16 protein-coding genes are annotated in these 19,797 nt (G+C 55.9%); 12 read left to right on the plus strand and 4 right to left on the minus strand.

Annotated elements, in window-relative coordinates:
* Positions 1–912 (minus strand): 3-hydroxyacyl-CoA dehydrogenase NAD-binding domain-containing protein, encoded by a 912-nt coding sequence (locus AOB54_04355; GenBank protein ID WVN42614.1) that lies wholly within the window; start codon positions 910–912, stop codon positions 1–3.
* A 135-nt stretch (positions 913–1,047) separates the two neighbouring features.
* On the opposite strand from AOB54_04355, the gene AOB54_04360 reads away from it, so the two are divergent.
* Genes AOB54_04360 through AOB54_04385 form a run of 6 tightly spaced genes read left to right on the plus strand, consistent with a single transcriptional unit; the run spans position 1,048 to position 6,663 of the window.
* Positions 1,048–1,977, plus strand: a complete 930-nt coding sequence (locus tag AOB54_04360) for an SMP-30/gluconolactonase/LRE family protein (GenBank protein WVN42615.1) — start codon at positions 1,048–1,050, stop codon at positions 1,975–1,977.
* Positions 1,974–2,741: a GntR family transcriptional regulator gene (locus AOB54_04365; protein ID WVN42616.1), complete on the plus strand. Its 768-nt coding sequence runs from the start codon at positions 1,974–1,976 to the stop codon at positions 2,739–2,741. Before AOB54_04360 ends, AOB54_04365 begins: the two co-directional genes overlap by 4 nt.
* Before the next feature lie 60 nt (positions 2,742–2,801).
* A complete protein-coding gene (locus AOB54_04370; protein WVN42617.1) occupies positions 2,802–3,932 on the plus strand; it encodes a mandelate racemase/muconate lactonizing enzyme family protein in 1,131 nt (376 codons plus the stop codon).
* Between the two features lie 27 nt (positions 3,933–3,959).
* On the plus strand, positions 3,960–5,009 hold the full coding sequence (locus AOB54_04375; protein WVN42618.1) for an Ldh family oxidoreductase: 1,050 nt from the start codon (positions 3,960–3,962) through the stop codon (positions 5,007–5,009).
* Positions 5,010–5,022: 13 nt separating this feature from the next.
* Positions 5,023–6,030 (plus strand): tripartite tricarboxylate transporter substrate binding protein, encoded by a 1,008-nt coding sequence (locus tag AOB54_04380; protein ID WVN42619.1) that lies wholly within the window; start codon positions 5,023–5,025, stop codon positions 6,028–6,030.
* A 27-nt stretch (positions 6,031–6,057) separates the two neighbouring features.
* Positions 6,058–6,663, plus strand: coding sequence for a TIGR00645 family protein (locus tag AOB54_04385; protein WVN42620.1), 606 nt, complete (start codon positions 6,058–6,060; stop codon positions 6,661–6,663).
* 1 nt (position 6,664) lies between these two features.
* Here AOB54_04385 and AOB54_04390 read toward each other — a convergent pair whose 3' ends face one another.
* On the minus strand, positions 6,665–7,654 hold the full coding sequence (locus tag AOB54_04390) for an AI-2E family transporter (GenBank protein WVN42621.1): 990 nt from the start codon (positions 7,652–7,654) through the stop codon (positions 6,665–6,667).
* A gap of 99 nt (positions 7,655–7,753) precedes the next feature.
* On the opposite strand from AOB54_04390, the gene rraA reads away from it, so the two are divergent.
* From rraA to AOB54_04420, 6 genes are all read left to right on the plus strand, one after another.
* A complete protein-coding gene (rraA, locus tag AOB54_04395) occupies positions 7,754–8,248 on the plus strand; it encodes a ribonuclease E activity regulator RraA (protein WVN42759.1) in 495 nt (164 codons plus the stop codon).
* 127 nt (positions 8,249–8,375) lie between these two features.
* A complete protein-coding gene (locus AOB54_04400; GenBank protein ID WVN42622.1) occupies positions 8,376–10,343 on the plus strand; it encodes a DNA topoisomerase IV subunit B in 1,968 nt (655 codons plus the stop codon).
* A 140-nt stretch (positions 10,344–10,483) separates the two neighbouring features.
* The gene (gene parC, locus AOB54_04405; protein WVN42760.1) at positions 10,484–12,769 is read left to right on the plus strand and encodes a DNA topoisomerase IV subunit A; all 2,286 of its coding nucleotides are present in this window, start codon (positions 10,484–10,486) and stop codon (positions 12,767–12,769) included.
* Positions 12,770–12,884: 115 nt separating this feature from the next.
* Entirely contained in the window at positions 12,885–14,801 is a 1,917-nt protein-coding gene (gene htpG, locus AOB54_04410) for a molecular chaperone HtpG (GenBank protein WVN42623.1), read from the plus strand.
* A 138-nt stretch (positions 14,802–14,939) separates the two neighbouring features.
* The gene (locus AOB54_04415; GenBank protein ID WVN42761.1) at positions 14,940–15,290 is read left to right on the plus strand and encodes a c-type cytochrome; all 351 of its coding nucleotides are present in this window, start codon (positions 14,940–14,942) and stop codon (positions 15,288–15,290) included.
* Between the two features lie 9 nt (positions 15,291–15,299).
* Positions 15,300–15,641, plus strand: coding sequence for a cytochrome c (locus AOB54_04420; protein WVN42624.1), 342 nt, complete (start codon positions 15,300–15,302; stop codon positions 15,639–15,641).
* On the opposite strand, the gene moaA is transcribed toward AOB54_04420, so the two are convergent.
* Both moaA and AOB54_04430 read right to left on the minus strand, forming a co-directional pair.
* Positions 15,638–16,762 carry a GTP 3',8-cyclase MoaA gene (moaA, locus tag AOB54_04425; GenBank protein WVN42625.1) on the minus strand — a complete coding sequence of 375 codons (1,125 nt, stop codon included), beginning with the start codon at positions 16,760–16,762 and terminating at the stop codon, positions 15,638–15,640. The genes AOB54_04420 and moaA overlap by 4 nt on opposite strands.
* A gap of 17 nt (positions 16,763–16,779) precedes the next feature.
* On the minus strand, positions 16,780–19,422 hold the full coding sequence (locus AOB54_04430; GenBank protein WVN42626.1) for an Rne/Rng family ribonuclease: 2,643 nt from the start codon (positions 19,420–19,422) through the stop codon (positions 16,780–16,782).
* Positions 19,423–19,797 lie beyond the last annotated feature (375 nt).

A 19,797-nucleotide genomic window follows, 5' to 3' on the forward strand; every position in this document is an offset into this window, starting at 1 on the left:
CTACTCCATATTTAAGACATCAAAGGCGGCCCTGAGTCGCCTTTGATATTGGGCCTTGGCCTGCTGGATTTCATCTTGCGTCCACTTGCGATAACCCTCGGCGTTTTTCACGCCGCTGCGGCCATCCACAAGCATTTTTTCTAACACGCTCGGAATCTCGGCCACGTTGTAAAGCGAGGGATAGATGGCCTTGGCCGCATTGGCCTGAGTGTCCCAGCCCGAGAGCTCCTTTTGCATCATCGGCCCAACGGCGGCATAACGAAAACCAAAGCTGTAGCGTACGGCGTCATCCACATCGTCAAAGCTGGCGATACCGGCATCCACCAAGCACAGGGCCTCGCGCATTAGGGCATGCTGAATACGATTGGCCAAAAAACCAGGAATATCTTTTTTCACCAAGACCGGTTTTTTATGGATGCTGCGATACAGCGCGCAGACTTGCTCTGCAGTCTTTGGGTCGGTGCGTTCGCCGAGTACCACTTCCACCAGCGGCACGATGTCGGCAGGCATGAAGTAGTGGGCCCCCATCATGCGGGAGGCCGTGGGCAGACCTTTGGCAATCTCGCTGATGGGATAAGCCGAGCTGTTGCTGCCAATGGGAATGTGGGCCGGCACGGCCTTGTCCATCATGGCGAAAAGATCACGTTTTAACGCGAGATCTTCCGAGACCGTCTCAATGATCAAGTCGCAGTCGGCCCAATGCGCCCAGCCGTCGATGGTGCCAAACCGGTGGGCCAACTCAGGGTTGTTGGGCTTTAAGCTGTCGGCCGCAAGCTTGGCCTTGGCTAGACAATCCTTTGCTTTCTCTTCAGTGCGGCCCAGTACCGTGACCGTACAATTTTCAGCAATGAAGCCGGCGGCAATTCCCAAGGCCATGGTGCCGGTGCCCAAAACAGTGATGCGATGTCCCATAACAGTTTTTGTTTCTTATTCGTATAGGTGAGTTAGAAATCTAAGAATATCCAGATTTTTAGCTATATTCTCACAGCTGTGGTTCAATAGATGTCCGTACAAACCATATTTCCACAAAGCTGAGGAGGCCTTTTCGTGTTCAATCCGTTCCAACCCGTCGAGAGAATCAAGACCGAAGTCTGGACCTCGATGCCCGCCAAATTCCGTAAGAAACAGCGCTCGGCCTGGTCAGACCCCAATCGGCAGGGCGCTGAGGTGGAGTGCTTTTTAGAGGGGCCATCATTCGACCGCGATGGCAACCTGTGGTTTGTGGACATTCCCTTTGGACGGATTTTCAAAGTCTCACCCAAAGGGGAGTGGGAGTTGGCCCTGCAGTACGACGGTTGGCCCAATGGATTTAAATTTCACACCGATGGCACAGCGTATATCTGCGACTATCGAAGAGGCTTGCTGCGTTTTGATCCCAAAACAGCCCGGCTAGAAACGGTTTTAGACACGGCCTATAGCGAAAGCTTCAAGGGCTTAAACGACCTGCATTTCGCCAGCAATGGCGATTTATATTTCACGGACCAGGGGCAGACTGGCATTGCCGATCCCACAGGGCGGTTATTTCGGCTACGGGCCAACGGTGCGCTGGAGCGCCTGGTGACCAATATTCCGAGCCCCAACGGCGTGACCTTGTCGACCACTGAAAAGCATTGTTATGTGGCGGTGACCCGTGCCCAGCAGATCTGGCGTTTGCCGTTGATGGCCGATGGTTCGATTTCTAAAACGGGTGTGGCCATTCAGCTCTCGGGTGGCGCGGCTGGCCCAGACGGCATTGAAATGGATTCAGAAAACGGATTGTTGGTCTGCCACCTTGGTGTTGGGATCTGGCGTTTCGATGCCAACATGCTGCCCACCCATTTGATTTATTCGGAAAACCCACATCATCACCATCTGGCCAATCTCTGTTTCGGCGGGCCTGATTTGAAGTCGCTTTACATCACCGAGTCCCTGTCTGGGGATATCTTATTGGCCAAGTTACCGGTCGCTGGCAAAAAAATATTTGGACTTTCAAAATGAACACACCCCGAAAAGAAGATTTTCAAATCGATGGCGTCACGCTGCATGAGGCGGTGGCCAATGCACTCTCAGATCGGATTCGCAATGGGGAATGGGCCGTTGGTTCTGCACTCCCATCGGAGAGTTCGTTTTGTAAGTTCTACGGTGTCAGTCGCCATACCCTGCGCCATGCCCTTGCCACGCTTGAAGAAAACGGACTGATTCTGCGTCGTCAGGGGGCGCCCACTCGGGTGATTTCCCGTCAGCGGCCACGCCGGTTTATTCAGAGTTTCAGTTCTCCTGCCGATATCTTGCGTTATTCCAACGCGACTTATCGTGTCAACGAGGTCGAGGAATATGTCGAGTGTGATGAGCAACTGGAACCCCTGTTGCGATCCCCCATTGGGTCGTCTTGGTATCACATTGGTGGTGTGCGCCGAGAGCAGGGCTCGAATCAGTTGGTGTCGTTTAGCGACATTTATATCCTGCCCCAATTTGCGGATCTGGTGCATGAATCGGATCATGGCCGCTCCATGGTCTATGAGCAGATTGAGCGCCGCTTTGGTGTGGTGATTGACCGGGCAACGGTGGATATCTATGCAACCAGCCTGGATGCCATGCGGGCCAAGGCCCTGCAGGTGCCAAAGGGCACGCCGTGTCTGGTGATCGTTCGGCGCTATTTTGACGCGGCTGGCAATCCATTTGAAGTCACCATGACCCACCACCCAGAAAGCCGCTTTGTCTACACCATGGAGTACCGCAGCAGTGGATCGGTGAAGCCGTAATCGTTGGGTCAGCCGTGACCGACGAGCGTTAAAACAAAACAATTACATCAGGAGACAGGAATGCCCCTTATCGAATCGGTATCGGTGACCGCATGTGAAATACCACTTGACCATGTCACGTCGTTTTCGACTCGCACGGTCTCATCGCGGCACTATGGTCTGGTGAAAGTACGCAGCACCGATGGCCATGAGGGTATTGGGTTTTGCTATGTCGGTAGCCGCGCCGGCGGGCTGGTCAAAGCCGCGGTGGAGCAGCTACTTGGCCCTTTGTTGATCGGCAAAGAGAGCCGGCAGACCGAGGGCCTGTGGCAGATGATGTACCAAGAGGCACTGCTGCAGGGGCGCTCGGGCTCGGTGATGCGGGGCATCTCCATTCTGGATACAGCGCTTTGGGATTTGAATGCCCGCTCTGTGGGCCTGCCCCTGCATGATTATTTGGGTAGTGTGCATCGCGACTCGGTGATGGCCTATGCCAGTGGCGGCTACTACTTAGATGGCAAGACACCAGCGAAACTTGGCGAAGAAGTGGCTGGCTATGTGGAGAAGGGCTTTCGGGCGGTGAAAATTAAGACGGGCCGTCTTTCTCCGGCAGAAGAAGAAAAGCGTATTGCGGCGGCGCGCGATGCCATAGGCCCCGATGTCTATCTGATGTTAGACGCGAACAATGCATGGTCTGATCTGCCAACGGCAATGGAATACATGCGGCGCTTCGAGGCCTATGACCCGTACTGGATTGAAGAGCCCTTTTCGCCTGATGCAATCGATCTGCACGCGCGGTTGGCGGCAAGAACGTCGGTCACAGTGGCCACAGGTGAAATTGAAGTGGGCCGTTGGCGTTTCCGTGAGCTTCTTGATGCGGGTGGTGCCGAAATTTTGCAAACGGATGCAGCAGTCTGTGGCGGTATTTCCGAGTGGCGAAAGATTGCTGCTTATGCCGATGCAAAGGGCGTGACGGTGAGCCCGCACTGGTTCCACGACCTGCACACGCCATTGGTGGCGGCCACGCCCAATGCCCGCTTCGTGGAGTTTTTCTTAGACGATCAGGTGTTGAATTTCCGCCGCCTGGTGGATCACCAGCTTGAATTTAAAAATGGCAATGTCGTTCTTCGGCAGACACCAGGCCTGGGCTTTGGTTTTGATGAGGCCGCTGTCAAGAAGTACGGCAGTGGCTGGTTGGTGATCAAAGCCTAAGCGCGGTTAACCATAAGGATAAAGCCGATGACGCTTGTGCCTGCTGACCGCGTTCAAGAATTTATCGCGCAGGCCTTTCAATCAGTCGGCATGAGAGAACGTGATGCGGTCTCTGTTTCCCGGCTCATGACCCGCGCGGATCTTCTGGGCGCCGATGGCCATGGCATTTTTCGGCTGCCGCAGTATCTGCGGCGTATTCGTGCCGGGGGTATCAACCTGCAGCCAACAATTCGTGTTGAACAGGAGCGCGGTGCGACTGCTTTGATGAACGGCGACAACGGCATGGGCCATTTGGTGGTGAAGCAGGCCACTGAGCTGGCAATCGCCAAGGCCAACATCCAAGGGATTGGCTGGGTGGGCTGCAAGATGAGTAATCACGCGGGGCCAGCATCGCTTTATGCCGGTATGGTGGCCGATGCTGGCTTGGTGGGAGTCTATTTTGCGGTGGGCAGCGCCAATCACATGGCACCTTGGGGCGGTATTGAGCTGTTGCTGTCGACCAATCCGGTTGCGATTGCAGTGCCAGCCAAGACAGGGCCAGCAGTCGTGCTGGATATGGCGACTACTGTTGCGGCCTATGGCAAAGTTAAAATCAAAGCCCAGAAAAATGAACTCATGCCCGAGGGCTGGATGATAGACAAGCAAGGCCAGCCCCTGCTGGACCCCAAACGATCGACCGAGGGGCTGCTTCTACCCATTGGGGGCTACAAGGGCTACGGGCTCTCACTCATGATTGGCCTGCTTGCCGGAACACTTAATGGCGCTGCCATGGGCCGCGATGTGATTGACTTCAACAAAGACGACACCTCTGTAACGAATACGGGACAAGCGATTGCGGCCATTGATATTTCGGCGTTCGGCGATAAAGATACGTTTCTTGATGCGGTTGATCAGCTGGTTGCAGAGCTGCACGAATCACAAACCCTTCCAGGGGTTGATCGTGTACGTGTGCCGGGGGAGGGCAGCGCGGCGAGTGTTGAAAAACGCAGCAAAGAGGGAATACCTTTTTCAGATGAACTGTTGTCTGCCTTAGAAGGTGTTGCGAAAGAGTGCGGTATTGCTGGTTTGGTTCAATAGGAGATAAAGAACGATGAAAGCGTTTCAGCCAGTACAAGTAAAGCGACGTGCCTTAACGGCCCTGACAGCGGCTGCGGTGTTGGGCGTTTCGCTGATTGGGGGCGCCCAGCAGGCATTGGCGCAGACCTATCCCTCCAAACCAGTCAAGGTCTTAGTGGGTTATGCCCCTGGAAGTTCCACCGACATTGTGGGCCGACTGGTGGGCCAGGCGCTTGCCGAAGTGTGGAAGCAGCCTGTGGTGATTGAAAACCGCGGGGGTGCCGCAGGCAATCTTGCCGCCAACGAGGCTGCCAAGGCCACGCCCGACGGCTATACATTGTTGTTTGCGCAAAACGGCTTGGCCATTAGCACGGCGGCCAACCCCAAGCTGCCGTTTAATGGTGAGACCGATCTGGTCCCGATCGTGATGGTGGCGGCGACGCCCCACATCTTGGTGGTGCCGGTGAACTCCCCTGCGCGCAATGTTCAGGAGTTGATCGCCATGGCCAAGCAATCCAAAAGCAAGCTGAACTTTGCCTCAAGCGGTATCGGCAACTCAGACCACATGGCAGGAGAGTTGTTCAAGTCGATGACGGCGACGGAAGGCGTTCACCTGCCGTACCGTGGAGGTTCACTGGCTGCCGCCGATACGGTCTCGGGTCAAATTGATTATTACTTTGCTGGCATGCCGGTTGGTCTGCCCATGATCAAAGGGGGGCGGCTGCGGGCCTTGGCGGTGACCAGCAAGGAGCGCTTTTCCGGCGCGCCGGAAATACCAACCGTAGCCGAGCAGGGTGTGCCTGGCTATGAGCATGTGCTGTGGCAAGGCTTTTTTGTCCCCAAGGGCACATCGCCCGAGATGGTGAAGAAAATCTCGGACGATGTACTGAAGATTCTGGCCACCAAGGAATTTCGTGAAAGCATGAACACCAAGGGCATCACGGTTGCACCCATGGCGCCAGCCGCCTTTCGGGATTACTACCTGGCGGACATTGCCAAGTGGCGTAAGGTAGTGAAATCTGCAGGAATTGTGCTGCAGTAAATCCGTCTCGATATACACTTCGGGGCTATGATTAGCCCCGAACAAAACTCCCCCTTGTCGCAGTCGGCTTACCGGCCGCTGCGCCCCATGCCCGCTTTGATTTTCGCTAGCCGCTGGCTACAGCTGCCCCTGTATTTGGGGCTGATTGTGGCCCAGGCGGTCTATGTGGTCTTATTTATTCAAGAGCTGCTGCACCTGGTGCCAATCTTGTGGGACCCGAATGCGCTTTCCAGTTCCGCTGCTGTTCTTGGTGTTGAAAAGGCCAGCAAGGAAATTGTGGTGATGCTGGTGGTGCTCTCGCTGATTGACGTGGTCATGATCTCGAATCTTTTGATCATGGTCATCATTGGCGGCTACGAGACCTTTGTATCGCGATTGGATTTAGAGGGCCACCCTGATCAGCCCGAGTGGTTGTCCCATGTAAACGCCAACATTTTGAAGGTGAAACTTGCCACGGCCATCATCGGCATCTCATCGATTCACCTGCTCAAGACCTTTATCTCGGCCGACTCCATGTCGGATAAGGCCCTGCTGTGGCAGACCATCATCCACGTTGCATTTATTTTGTCGGCAGTATCGATTGCCTATATTGATCGGCTCTTAAGCCACGCCATGGCGTCGGCAAAGCACTAAGTTATTTGTTAAACCAGTCGCTGTCTTCGTAGTGGTTACGGATGTATCGCAGCGTGACCAACACAATCGCAGCGGCTGGCAGTGCCAGCAGCACGCCGAAAAAGCCAAATAGGCTTCCGAAAAAAAGCAGGGCAAAAATCACTGCAACCGGGTGTAAGCCGATGCGCTCGCCCACCAGTTTGGGTGTCAGGAAAAAACTCTCCACCAGTTGGCCCACGCCGTAGACGGCCAGCACGCCCAGCAATGCCCAAGATGGGCCAAATTGCAGCAGCGCAGAAATCACCGCCAGCACGAGCCCCACACCAAATCCAATATAAGGAATGAAGATGGCCAGGCCGGTCAGAATGCCGATCGCCACTCCGCCGGCCATGCCGATCATACTTAGCGCCAAGGCGTAATACGCCGCCAGAATCAGCATGACGACGAGCTGACCGCGCAGGTATTGGGACAAGAGTTCGTCGCACTCTTTGGCAAGATTTTTGACCGTATCGCGATAGCGGGGCGGGACAAACTCTGCGGCCCGTGAGAAGAACTTCCCCCAATCGATCAGCAGATAAAAGACAACGAACAAAATCAATACCAAAGCGCCGATTGCGGCAATCAGCGTCTGAGTAGAGGTCAGCACCGTGTCGATCACATTGGACACCATGGTGTCGGCATTGGCAGAAAAATGCTGGGTCACTTTATTAACCAATTGTTCTTTGAGCTGATTCCAATCGAGTTGCACATGAAGCCGCTCCAACTGCGGGGCTGCCCAGGTTTGGACATCGCCAATCCACTTTGGTGCCTGGTCTTTGATCAAAGGAATCTCCCGCTGCAAGATGTTGATGAGCAGTACGACCAGGCCAAGGGCTGCGGCCAGTCCGGCTGCTACAGCAGTCAGGGCGCTGAGTTTTCGGGGTAGGCCGATACGGTTCAGGCCCTCTGCAATCGGCTCCAGCACATAGGCCAGAATCAGGGCGGCAAGAAATACGGAAAGAATGGTGGTCATGGCCGGATTTTTGCATGACCGCGGGGGGCTGGTAGTCTTATGGCCACTATGAACAAACCGAAATTCTCTGCTCAGACGCCCAAGGCCTCGAAATTTGCCTTGGCCACACCCACCGCCGACCTGTGTGATGCCCACGAGGATCTGCTCAAGGCGGGTAGTCTTCGGGTCTTGCCCCCGGTCTTTCAGAACTACGGCGGCGAGGCCACGATGGCCGGGCCCATCGCCACGCTGAAGTGCTTTGAAGACAATGTCTTGGTCCGCCAGATTCTGGAAACACCAGGTCAGGGCCGGGTTCTGATGGTCGATGGTGGTGGCAGTGATCGCTGCGCTCTGGTGGGCGGTAACCTGGGCGCCTTGGCCGTTAAAAACGGCTGGGCGGGCTTGGTGGTCAACGGCTGCGTGCGGGACACCGACGAGCTTGCCGAATGCCTGGTGGGCATCTGGGCCATGGCCACCCACCCCCGTCGCAGTGATCGTCAGGGCATCGGTCAGAAAGAGGTCGTGCTCGATATGGTCGGGACTAGGGTTTCCCCGGGGAACTGGTGCTACGCCGACGCCGACGGCATTTTGGTGAGCGATAAAAAACTTGGCTGAGTGGTCAATTTTTGACCACCCCGGCGCCCCCCTTGTCGTGACAATCATGTGACGTTTTTATGACCGAGTTTTCCACAAAACCTGTGGACAACTCATCGGTCAATTACGAAAGAAACTTGCGAAAGCTATGGTAAGCAGTAAACAAACAGGCTACGACGAATCATCCATTCGTGTGCTCAAAGGTTTGGAGCCGGTCAAGCAACGGCCGGGCATGTACACCCGAACCGAAAACGCCTTGCACATTTTGCAAGAGGTGATTGACAACGCTGCCGATGAAGCGCTAGCGGGCTATGCAAAAAATATTGTGGTGACCCAACACGCCGACGGCAGTGTCAGTGTGACCGACGATGGCCGTGGCATTCCAGTGGGCAAACATCCAGAGGAAAAAGTACCCGTTGTCGAGATTGTGTTTACTCGATTACACGCAGGCGGAAAGTTTGACAAAGGTGCAGGGGGTGCTTACGCATTTTCCGGGGGCCTGCATGGTGTTGGTGTGTCTGTCACCAATGCATTGTCCAAACGATTAGAGGTGACTGTTTGGCGTGATGGTGGTGAGCATCGCATTGTGTTTGCGGGTGGCGATGTGATTGAGCCATTGAAAAAAGTGGGCAGCGCATCGGGCCGAAACGGCACCCAGGTGCGGGTTTGGCCGGATTCCAAGTATTTCGATGATGCCGGGATTCCCGCAGCCGAATTGGCGCGAAGTTTGAAAGCACGGGCCGTGTTGTTGCCGGGTGTCACGACCCATTTGCATGTCGAAAAATCAGGCAAACAAGATTCCTGGCGCTACCAAGGCGGACTGAAAGATTATTTGTTGGAGTTGATCGAAGGTGATGTGCCGGTGGTCGATCCGTGGATTGCCGAAGGCTATGTCACCACTGCCGATGACACCTTTGCGCTGGGTGAAGGCGCGCAGTGGGCAGTGGTCTGGACCGCCGAGGGGGCCACACCGCGAGAGTCATTTGTAAACTTGATTCCCACAACTGCCGGTGGCACGCACGAGGCTGGGTTGCGTGATGGATTGTTTAGCGCAGTCAAAGCGTTTGTAGAACAACACGGCCTGACCCCCAAGGGCGTAAAAATTCTTCCCGAAGATGTTTTTTCGCGTGTGAGTTTTGTCTTGTCAGCGAAAGTGTTGGATCCGCAATTCCAGGGCCAGACCAAAGAAAAGTTGACCAGCCGCGATGCGCTTCGCTTAGTCTCCAACCAGGTTCGCGCACCATTGGAATTGTGGCTGAATCGGGATGTGGAATCCGCCCGAAAAATCGCAGATCTGGCGATTCGGGCGGCCCAGAGCCGGGTCCGTTCTGCCCAAAAGGTGGAAAAGAAAAAGGGCTCGGGCGTGGCCGTGCTGCCGGGCAAGCTGACCGACTGCGAATCGACCGACATTTCCCGAAACGAGATCTTCCTGGTCGAAGGTGATTCGGCCGGCGGCTCGGCCAAGATGGGGCGGGATAAAGAGTTCCAGGCGATTTTGCCGCTGCGCGGCAAAGTCTTAAACACCTGGGAGACCGAAAAAGAGCGGCTCTTTGCCAATGCCGAGGTCCACGACATCGCGGTGGCGCTGGGCATTGACCCCCATGGGCCAAGTGATGAGGTGAATTGGAGCAATCTGCGCTACGGCAAGGTCTGTATTTTGTCCGATGCCGACGTGGACGGCTCCCATATCCAGGTCTTGTTGCTTACCTTATTTCTTAAGCATTTCCCGCAGCTGGTCGAACGGGGCCATATCTGTGTGGCAAGGCCGCCCCTGTTTCGTGTGGATGTGAATGCCAGTGGCAAGCGGCCAGCCCGAAAAATCTATGCGCTGGATGAAGGTGAGCTCACCCACGTGCTCGACAAATTAAAGCAAGAGGGCCTGCGTGAATCCGCATGGAGCATCTCCCGATTCAAAGGATTGGGTGAGATGAGCGCTGAGCAGCTCTGGGAAACCACGCTCAACCCCGACACCCGACGCTTAGCGGTGGTGGGGTATGGCGGGGTGGACAGTTTGGATACCGCCAAGCGGTTCAACCTGCTGATGGGCCGTGGCGAAGCAGCATCGCGCCGCGCATGGTTGGAAGAAAAAGGTCATGAAGTCGAGGTAGACGTTTAATGTCACGAAAGAAAACCACGCCGGCCGAGACGCCGGATTTGTTTGCACAGGGCACTGCTGCTGTGCCAGCGGCACGAATGACAGTGTCGGCTTCAGCACAGACAACATCGGACTCAGATGATCATCTGTCCAGCTCACCCATGGGCCTGACCTTTGACGGTGAGTCACTAACACTTGCTGATTTTGCCGAGCGGGCTTATTTGGATTACGCCGTCTCGGTGGTGAAGGGCCGTGCCCTACCTGATTTGTGTGACGGCATGAAGCCCGTGCAGCGGCGCATTCTGTATTCCATGCATCGCATGTCGTTAGCGGTGACTGCCAAGCCGGTGAAGTCGGCCCGTGTGGTGGGTGATGTCTTGGGTAAGTATCACCCCCACGGGGACCAGTCGGCCTACGATGCCTTGGTGCGTCTGGCCCAGGGCTTTTCGGTGCGTTACCCCTTGATTGATGGCCAGGGTAATTTTGGTTCGCGTGATGGTGACGGTGCTGCCGCCATGCGTTACACCGAGGCTCGCCTAACCGCGTTTGCATCTTTGCTCTTGGATGAAATTGACGAGGGCACGGTTGATTTTGGGCCGAATTATGACGGTTCGTTTACCGAGCCCCTAAGACTGCCTGCGCGTTTGCCCGTGATGCTGCTCAATGGCGCATCGGGTATTGCTGTGGGCATGGCCACTGAAATTCCGCCGCATAACCTGACGGAAGTGGCTCAGGCCGCCATCGCCATGATTGAAAAGCCATCGCTATCCGATGCTGAGCTGATGGCCATTCTGCCTGGCCCAGACTTCCCGGGCGGTGGACAGATTATTTCGTCGGCCGATGAAATCGCCCAGGCCTATTCGACTGGCCGTGGATCGTTAAAAACCCGTGCCCGATGGTCGATTGAAGAGATGGCCCGGGGCCAGTGGCAGTTGGTGGTGCATGAACTGCCGCATGGTGTTTCGTCGCAGCGGGTGTTGGAAGAAATTGAAGAGCTCACCAACCCCAAGGTCAAAGCGGGCAAGAAAACATTGTCTGCTGAGCAGCAGGTGAAGTCTTTGATTCTGAGTGTGTTGGATACGGTGCGTGATGAGTCGGGCAAGGATGCCGATGTCCGCCTGGTATTCGAGCCGAAATCATCCCGCCAGGACAAAGACGAATTTATTAAAGTGCTGTTGGCCCACACACCGCTGGAGAGTTCGGTGTCCATGAACCTGGTGGCGGTCGATATCGATGGTCGGCCGCGATCGCTCTCATTGCGCGAGATTTTGAGCCAGTGGGTCGACTATCGCATGGCCACGGTGCGCCGCAGGACACAACATCGTTTAGAGCAGGCCCAGCGCCGTATTCATATTCTGGAAGGCCGCTCGATTGCGCTTCTGAATATTGACAAGGTGATTAAGGTCATCCGCGAAGCCGATGAGCCGAAACCGGCATTGATCAAACAGTTTGGGCTAACAGAGATTCAGGCCGAAGATATTTTAGAAATCCGTCTGCGCCAATTGGCCCGACTGGAAGCCATCAAGATTGAAAAGGAATTGGCCCAGCTGCGCGAAGACGAAGGCAAGCTGTCGCACCTGCTTGAAAACGACAAGGCCATGCGTAAGCTCGTTGCCAAAGAAATTGAAGCGGATGCCAAGACATTTGGTGACAAACGCCGAACCCTGATCAAGGCCGCAGAGCGCACCACACTCGAGGTTCCGGTGGTCGATGAGCCGGTTACCGTGATTGTGTCGGTCAATGGTTGGGTGCGTGCCCGCCAGGGCCATGGCCATGACCCGGCCCAATTCACATTCAAAACGGGTGACTCACTCTATGGCACCTTTGAGTGTCGAACCGTCGACACCCTGGTGGCGCTCTCTTCAACGGGCCGCAGTTATTCGGTGGGTGTGGCCGGACTTCCGGGTGCGCGCGGCGATGGCGCGCCATTAACGTCCATGGTGGAAGTTGAACCCGGGGCAGTCCTCACCCAGTTTTGCGCTGGCGTTCCATCCACATCGGTGTTTATTGGCACACGACTGGGCCTTGGCTTTATCACCACTTTAGAGGCCATGACCACGCGCCAGCGCGCGGGCAAACAATTCATGACCATTGAAAAGGGTGATGGGCCCGCCATGATTCGGGCCTTGCCGCAAAAGCCCGGCCACATTGCCATGCTGTCGGCCAAGGGTCGACTCTTGATCGTAGACAGTGCCGATGTGAAAGTCCTGCCCACCGGTGGGCGGGGTGTGCTCTTGTTAGACCCGGAACCCAAAGGCGACGCGTTTATTGATGCCGCCGGCCTGCTACCCAAGGCCGTCTTGGTGGTGTCAGGCACCGGCCGAGCCGGAAAGCTGGTGGAAGAACTGTGGGAGCCAAAGGACTGGAAGTCTTACATCGGCAACCGGGCCCGCCGCGGCAAGCTCTTGGAAGTGAAGTTTAAGCCCACGGGGCTTCGTCTGGCCTGACCTGCGGGCTTGAAATCGGGCGGGCGGCCCCCATATACAAGGCACATCGGCATGCGGTGCGCTGCTTCGGCGGCGGACCACAGTCGCCGCCCTATTTTCTGATCAGAGGAAACATATGTCTAAAGAAACACGTGCCTTTCAGACCGAGGTGAAGCAGCTGCTTCACCTGATGATTCACTCGCTTTACAGCAACCGCGATATTTTTCTGCGCGAGCTGGTCTCCAACGCCTCGGATGCCTGCGACAAATTGCGCGTGGAAGCCCTGCAAAAACCTGAACTCTACGAGGGTGATGGCGAATTCAAAATTCAAATCAGTATTGATAAGACGGCGCGCACCATCACAATCTCCGATAACGGAATTGGATTAAGCCGTGAAGAGGCCATTGATCACCTGGGCACAATTGCCAAGTCAGGTACCAAAGAGTTCTTCAAAAACCTGACAGGTGATGCCAGCCAAGACAGCAATCTGATCGGCCAGTTTGGTGTGGGTTTTTACTCTGCCTTTATCGTGGCCGACCATGTCACGGTGGTGTCGCGCCGCGCCGGCCTGCCCGCAGGCGATGCGGTTCGTTGGGAGTCTGATGGCTCCGGTGAATTCAGCGTGCAAGAGGTGGAAAAGGCCGGCCGTGGTACCGATGTAATTTTGCATCTCCGCGAAAAAGAGGGCGATGACCCCGATGCCAAAAGCCACGATGATTTGCTCGAGCACTGGACGATCAAGGAGATTTTGAAGCGTTACTCTGACCATGTCGGCATTCCCATTCAGATGAAGGTCCGTGATTGGGACGACAAGAAAAACGAATACGTTGAAAAAGACGAATGGGAAACGGTCAACCAGGCCTCTGCCCTGTGGACACGGCCCAAGTCGGAAATTACAGATGAGCAGTACAAATCCTTTTTCCAGGGCCTCAGTTTTGGCACGGGTGACCCACTGGCCTGGACGCATAACCGTGTCGAAGGCCGCACCGAATACACCCAGTTGCTTTATGTTCCCGCTACGGCGCCTTTTGATTTGTGGGACCGCCAACAACGCCATGGCTTAAAGCTGTATGTGAAGCGCGTGTTCATCATGGACGATGCTGAGCAACTATTGCCGTCTTACCTGCGTTTTGTGCGCGGGGTGGTGGACTCGTCAGACCTGCCGCTGAATGTCTCGCGCGAGATTTTGCAAGAAAGCCGTGACATCAAAACCATACGCGAAGGCTGCACCAAGCGTATTTTGTCGTTGCTTGAAGACATGGCCGCCAACAAACCCGATGACTACGCCACCTTTTGGAAAGAGTTTGGCCAGTGTCTGAAAGAAGGTTTCGGTGAAGACTTTTCCAATCGCGATCGCCTGGCGAGCCTGATGCGTTTTGTTTCGACTTCCTCTGAGACTGATACGCCGACGGTGTCATTGAAAGACTATGTCTCTCGCATGAAAGATGGCCAGGAAAAGATCTATGTGGTGACTGCGGACACGCTGGCGGCCGCCAAGGCCAGCCCCCATTTGGAAGTCTTTAAGAAAAAAGGAATTGAAGTGTTGCTGCTCACAGATCGTATCGATGAGTGGATGCTGAACTTCCTGACTGAGTTCGAAGGCAAGCCTTTGCAATCAGTGGCCAAGGGCGCGCTGGATTTGGGCAAGCTGGATGACGAGCAAACCAAGCCCACCAAAGAGGCGGAAAAGCAATATAAACCCATTGTTGAGCGGGCCCAGAAGGTGCTGGGCGAGAAGGTCAAAGAGGTTCGCGTGACCAGTCGCCTGACCGAGTCGGCATGCTGTCTGGTGTCGGATGACCATGACGTGAGTGGGCATCTGGAGCGGCTCTTGAAGCAGGCTGGGCAGAAAGCACCCGACCGTAAACCAATCTTGGAGCTGAACCCGGACCACCCTCTGGTCAAGGCGCTGTCGCAAGACAACGCGGCTTTCGATGATCTGGTCTGGGTGCTTTTTGATCAGGCTCTGCTGGCCGAGGGTGGCCAGCCCGACGACCCCGCCGCCTTTGTCAAACGACTCAATAGCTTCTTGCTGCGCGGCCTAATGGCCTGACGGGTTGTACCGTAAGACCTAACCAGGTTTAGCCAGGCCCTGGGGCTGCACGCCCCAGGGTTGCCCGTGGTAAACTCCGCTGCGTTCAACACGGGGGGAGACATGCTGAACAATTACAAACGATCAGTCTTGGTCGCGATGGTCGCGGCCGTCGGTACTGCGGGTGTTGCAGTACCAGCATTCGCTCAGGGTGCGGCCAAGGCCGCCACACAATCTGCCGCAAAGCCTGCCATCGTCGGCAGTGCTGAAGCAGGCGCTAAAAAAACATCCATGTGTATCGGTTGCCACGGTATTGCGGAATACAAAACCGCATTCCCCTCGGTTTATCGTGTGCCCAAGATTGTGGGTCAGAGTGAGAAATATCTAGAAGCTGCCTTATTGGCCTATCGAAGCGGTGAGCGCAATCACCCCAGCATGACGGGAATTGCCAAGGGACTCAATGATCAGGATGTTGCTGATCTGGCTGCCTACTACGCCAACAAGAAATAAGGAGCTGATATGACACTCAAACAGAATTTAATTCGGGCTGGTCTTGCCATCACGGTGGCCACAGCGTCTTCGGCCGCCTTGGCGGGCAATATTGCAGCGGGTAAAGAAAAAGCCACCGCGATTTGTGCCTCTTGTCACGGTGCCGATGGGGTGACTGCAATTGATCCCAGCTATCCAAAACTTGCTGGCCAGTACCCCGACTTTTTGGCGCGCGCATTGACCGATTACAAAACTGGCGCCCGTAAAAACCCCATCATGATGGGCATGGCGGCTACTCTGACCAAAGACGATATTGCCAATGTGTCGGCGTATTACGCCTCTTTGCCTTCACCACTAAAAGTAGCGCGTTAGCCGCCGATATAACTCATTTCCACTTTTTTCAGGCCTTGTTCGCGTAGCTGCGCACGAAGCTCGGAATAGCGGTCATCACGCTTTTGCCAGATGGCGGCAATCACCTTTTCAATCTCTTCGGGGCTTGGGGTGTTGTCGCCGCGCAGCAAGCCGCGCAGATCCGTTCCTGATTGCGCAAACAAACAGGTGTAAAGCACACCCTCGGCCGATATGCGGGCCCGGCTGCAATTGCCGCAAAATGGATTGCTCACTGATGAGATCAGGCCGACTTCGCCCTTGCCATCGGCGTAGCGCCAGCGCTCTGAGACTTCGCTGGGGGTGTCGCGCCCGATCGGCACCAGGGGGTGTTCGAGTGAAATCATGTCGATGATCTCGCGAGAAGGTACGACATGGTCCCACCGCCAAGCATTCGATGAACCCACGTCCATGAATTCAATGAATCGCAGTGTGTGGCCACGCTCGCGAAAGGCATTGGCCATGGGCAGAATTTCATGATCGTTCACACCCCGCTGCACCACCATATTGACCTTGACCCGCAGGCCCGCTTCAGCGGCTGCATCAATACCAGCCAGCACGTCGGACACGGGGTAGTCCATGTCATTCATGGCCTTAAAAGTCTTATCACTGAGTGCGTCCAGGCTTACCGTGATGCGTTTTAATCCCGCATTTTTTAGAGCGAGTGCCTTTTGTTTCAGCAGTGCCCCATTGGTCGTCATGGCGATCTCAACGGGCTTGCCTGCCAGTGTCTGAATGGGGGCCAGTCGCGCCACTAAATTTTCAATGTTTTTTCTTAATAGCGGCTCACCACCAGTGATACGGAGTTTCTCCACGCCGAGCGCAACAAAGGCCCGCGACAGCCGCTCAAGTTCCTCAAAACTTAAAAGCGATTCTTTGGGCAGAAACTCGTAGTTGCGGTCAAAGACCGATTTGGGCATGCAATACGTGCAACGAAAGTTGCACTGATCAATGACCGATAGGCGCAGGTCTTTGAGTGCGCGGCCTCGTTGATCCAGCAGTGGGCCGGTTGGCAGCGGGCCAAGGTGATCCACCTTGGCCGCTTCTACATGCGGGTGTGCCGTGGAATCCGGAACGATTGAAAATATGCGCTGCCCGTAAGTCATGCGCGATTATTAATCGATTACGGATTGTTTTGGCGCGTTTCCACCATTACCAATGGCTCTTGTGGGGCTGTCTCAGTGTTTCTACGGGGGGTGCGACCGAGCTTGGGCGGAGGCTCTGCAACTGCTTCGGCTGGCGCCTTGTTGGGGTCGGTCTGAACCCACTGCAAGCCTGCCTGATCCAGATTCTGTTTCAGCACTTCTTCTGAGAGTCGAATTGGCTCCGGCGCAGCAATCGGAGCAATTGGCGCAGTCGGTGCTACTTCGGCGGCTGGCACAGGCGCAACCGGCGGTGCTGCCTGAACAACTGTCTCGCTGATGGTCGGACTGGGCGCAGGGGCGCTGGCACGTACTGCGGTGTCAGACACCGTGCGGGTGTCTGACACCGTGCCTGCATCGGCTACCGGGGCAGCCACCGTGGCAGCCGTTGGGGCGGCATCACTTAGATCAAGCTGCTCCTGGCCGCCAACTTGCTGTTCGGATTCTTCGCGTGCGTTGCCACCACGGCCACGGCCACGACGGCGACGCCGCCCGGAGCGGACCTGTTCAGTGGCCTCTGCGTTTGCGGTATCAAGGTCGGCGGAAGTGGCTGTGATCTGTGCTTCATCTGCAGGTGTTGCGCGCTCGGCTGAACGATCGCCACGGTCCTGACGGGGCCGACGGTCATTGCGCTCTTTGCGCTGGTCCGCCTTTGGCTCTGCAGCGCCAGACTCAAGTGTTGGCTGGGCATCGCGACGTGGCTGTTGACGGTTGCGGTCACCATCTTTGCGTTCAGCATCGCCACGAGAGCGTCCATCACGGCCCTCGCGTGGTTCACGCGGTTCACGCGCTTCGCGTGGCTCACGGTTGCCATCACGCTGTCCGCGATTGTTGCGATCATTTCGACCACCACGGCCACGGTTGTTGCGATCACCACCACGCTCCGCAGGCTTAGCAGCGGCAGGGGCGGGGGCAGCTTCTTGTTTATCGCTACTCAGAAAGCCAAAGAGTTTTGCGAAGAAACCTTTTTCTTCCACCTTAGCTTCCACAGGCCGCGCCGATACTGGCGCTGGCTGTGTGGGGGTAACACCTTTGACCACCGCCTCTTGGCGGGGTTTGGCGGCGGCCTGATCGGCCTTTTGCTGCTGATAGGGTGTCTCGGTGGCGGGCTCATCCGCCATGGCGTAACTCGCCTTGGTGTCCTCTAGCCTTGGATCATCGTGCTTGAGTCGATCGATGGTGTAGTTGGGCGTTTCCAAATACTTGTTTGGAATCAAGACCACCGTGACCTTAAGGCGGAATTCCAGCTTGGCAATATCCGTGCGCTTTTCATTGAGCAAGAAGGTGGCCACTTCGACTGGCACCTGAACATGCAAGGCGGCAGTGCCTTCTTTCATGGCTTCTTCTTGCAAGATGCGCAAGATGTGCAGCGCGCTGGAGTCCACGTCACGAATCACACCGGTGCCATTACAACGTGGGCAGGTGATGTGGGAGCCTTCGTTCAGGGCTGGGCGCAGGCGTTGGCGCGACAACTCCATCAGGCCAAAGCGTGAGATCTTGCCCATCTGTACGCGGGCCCGGTCAAAGTGCAGGGCATCACGCAGGCGTTGCTCGACTTCGCGCTGGTTCTTGGAAGACTCCATGTCAATGAAGTCGATCACGATCAGTCCGCCCAAGTCGCGTAAACGCAGTTGGCGGCCAACTTCTTCAGCGGCTTCTAAGTTGGTGCGAAACGCGGTCTCTTCAATATCAGAACCGCGGGTCGAGCGGGCCGAGTTCACGTCAACCGCCACAAGTGCTTCTGTGTGGTCAATCACGATCGCGCCGCCCGAGGGCAGGGGCACGACACGTGAATAGGCGGTCTCGATCTGGTGTTCGATCTGAAAGCGCGAAAAGAGCGGCACATCGTCGTTGTAGCGCTTCACGCGGTTGCCCATGTCGGGCATGACATGCAGCATGAACTGACGGGCCTGCTCATAGATATCGTCGGTATCAATCAAGATCTCGCCGATATCGGGGTGGAAGTAATCGCGAATCGCGCGAATGACCAGACTGGATTCTTGGTAGATCAGATAGGCGCCGGATTGGAGCTTGCGGGCGTCATCAACCGCGCGCCACAGCTGCAGCAGATAGTTCAGGTCCCACTGGAGCTCTTCAGCCGTGCGGCCAATGCCTGCGGTACGGGCGATCAGGCTCATGCCACCGGGCACATCCAGCTGGTCCATGGTTTCGCGAAGCTCTTGGCGCTCTTCACCCTCGATACGGCGCGATACGCCACCGCCACGGGGGTTGTTGGGCATCAGTACCAAGTAGCGGCCAGCCAGTGAGATAAAGGTGGTCAGTGCCGCGCCTTTGTTGCCGCGCTCTTCTTTTTCCACCTGAACCAGCATTTCGGTGCCTTCGGAGATGGCGTCTTGAATGCGCGCACGGCCAGGGTCGACACCGGGCTTGAAGTATTCCCGGGCGATTTCTTTAAATGGCAAAAAGCCATGGCGCTCTTCACCGTAATTGACAAAGCAGGCCTCGAGGCTGGGCTCGATTCGGGTGACCACGCCTTTGTAGATATTGCTCTTGCGTTGTTCGCGACCAGCGGTCTCGATATCCAGGTCGATCAGCCGTTGGCCATCGACAATGGCAACCCGCAGCTCTTCTGCGTGGGTTGCGTTAAACAGCATGCGTTTCATCTTGCTACTACTCCTTCAATGGGCCTGCAGGGCAGACCACAACACCCGCGTTAGCGGTTAAATGGAGCGTGCAATGAGAAGTGGCTTGGCGGAAACGAGCGAAACCAAGGCCCGCGCACGGCGGCGCAGCCTTGTTGACGAAACAAGTGGGGCGTCAGAAAGGAAGGGCTGATGGACCAAGCGCTGACTGGCCGCAGGAGACGGCTTAGGCGATGCCAGTGGTTTGGCTTGGAAACCGAAAAGACTCATCACGTACAACAACACCAATCTGGTTATGTTCGTTTATCTCGTTTGCCGGGCCACGCAACATTGCGCTCCGCGGTCAAATACAATTCGTTGCACCAAATGTGCATCGAGGCAGAGGCATCGGCTGTT

It is taken from the genome of beta proteobacterium MWH-UniP1 (assembly GCA_036362785.1).
In the GTDB taxonomy this organism is placed as follows: domain Bacteria; phylum Pseudomonadota; class Gammaproteobacteria; order Burkholderiales; family Burkholderiaceae_A; genus Lacustribacter.

Bases quoted from the DNA above. Each gene is read 5' to 3' on its own strand.
- AOB54_04385 (WVN42620.1), top strand. From the start codon at position 6,058: ATGATTAGCCCCGAACAAAACTCCCCCTTGTCGCAGTCGGCTTACCGG.
- AOB54_04380 (WVN42619.1), top strand. From the start codon at position 5,023: ATGAAAGCGTTTCAGCCAGTACAAGTAAAGCGACGTGCCTTAACGGCC.
- AOB54_04400 (WVN42622.1), top strand. From the start codon at position 8,376: ATGGTAAGCAGTAAACAAACAGGCTACGACGAATCATCCATTCGTGTG.
- AOB54_04370 (WVN42617.1), top strand. From the start codon at position 2,802: ATGCCCCTTATCGAATCGGTATCGGTGACCGCATGTGAAATACCACTT.
- AOB54_04390 (WVN42621.1), bottom strand. From the start codon at position 7,654: ATGACCACCATTCTTTCCGTATTTCTTGCCGCCCTGATTCTGGCCTAT.
- AOB54_04415 (WVN42761.1), top strand. From the start codon at position 14,940: ATGGTCGCGGCCGTCGGTACTGCGGGTGTTGCAGTACCAGCATTCGCT.
- AOB54_04365 (WVN42616.1), top strand. From the start codon at position 1,974: ATGAACACACCCCGAAAAGAAGATTTTCAAATCGATGGCGTCACGCTG.
- htpG (WVN42623.1), top strand. From the start codon at position 12,885: ATGTCTAAAGAAACACGTGCCTTTCAGACCGAGGTGAAGCAGCTGCTT.
- AOB54_04355 (WVN42614.1), bottom strand. From the start codon at position 912: ATGGGACATCGCATCACTGTTTTGGGCACCGGCACCATGGCCTTGGGA.
- AOB54_04375 (WVN42618.1), top strand. From the start codon at position 3,960: ATGACGCTTGTGCCTGCTGACCGCGTTCAAGAATTTATCGCGCAGGCC.
- AOB54_04430 (WVN42626.1), bottom strand. From the start codon at position 19,422: ATGAAACGCATGCTGTTTAACGCAACCCACGCAGAAGAGCTGCGGGTT.
- AOB54_04420 (WVN42624.1), top strand. From the start codon at position 15,300: ATGACACTCAAACAGAATTTAATTCGGGCTGGTCTTGCCATCACGGTG.
- moaA (WVN42625.1), bottom strand. From the start codon at position 16,762: ATGACTTACGGGCAGCGCATATTTTCAATCGTTCCGGATTCCACGGCA.
- parC (WVN42760.1), top strand. From the start codon at position 10,484: ATGGGCCTGACCTTTGACGGTGAGTCACTAACACTTGCTGATTTTGCC.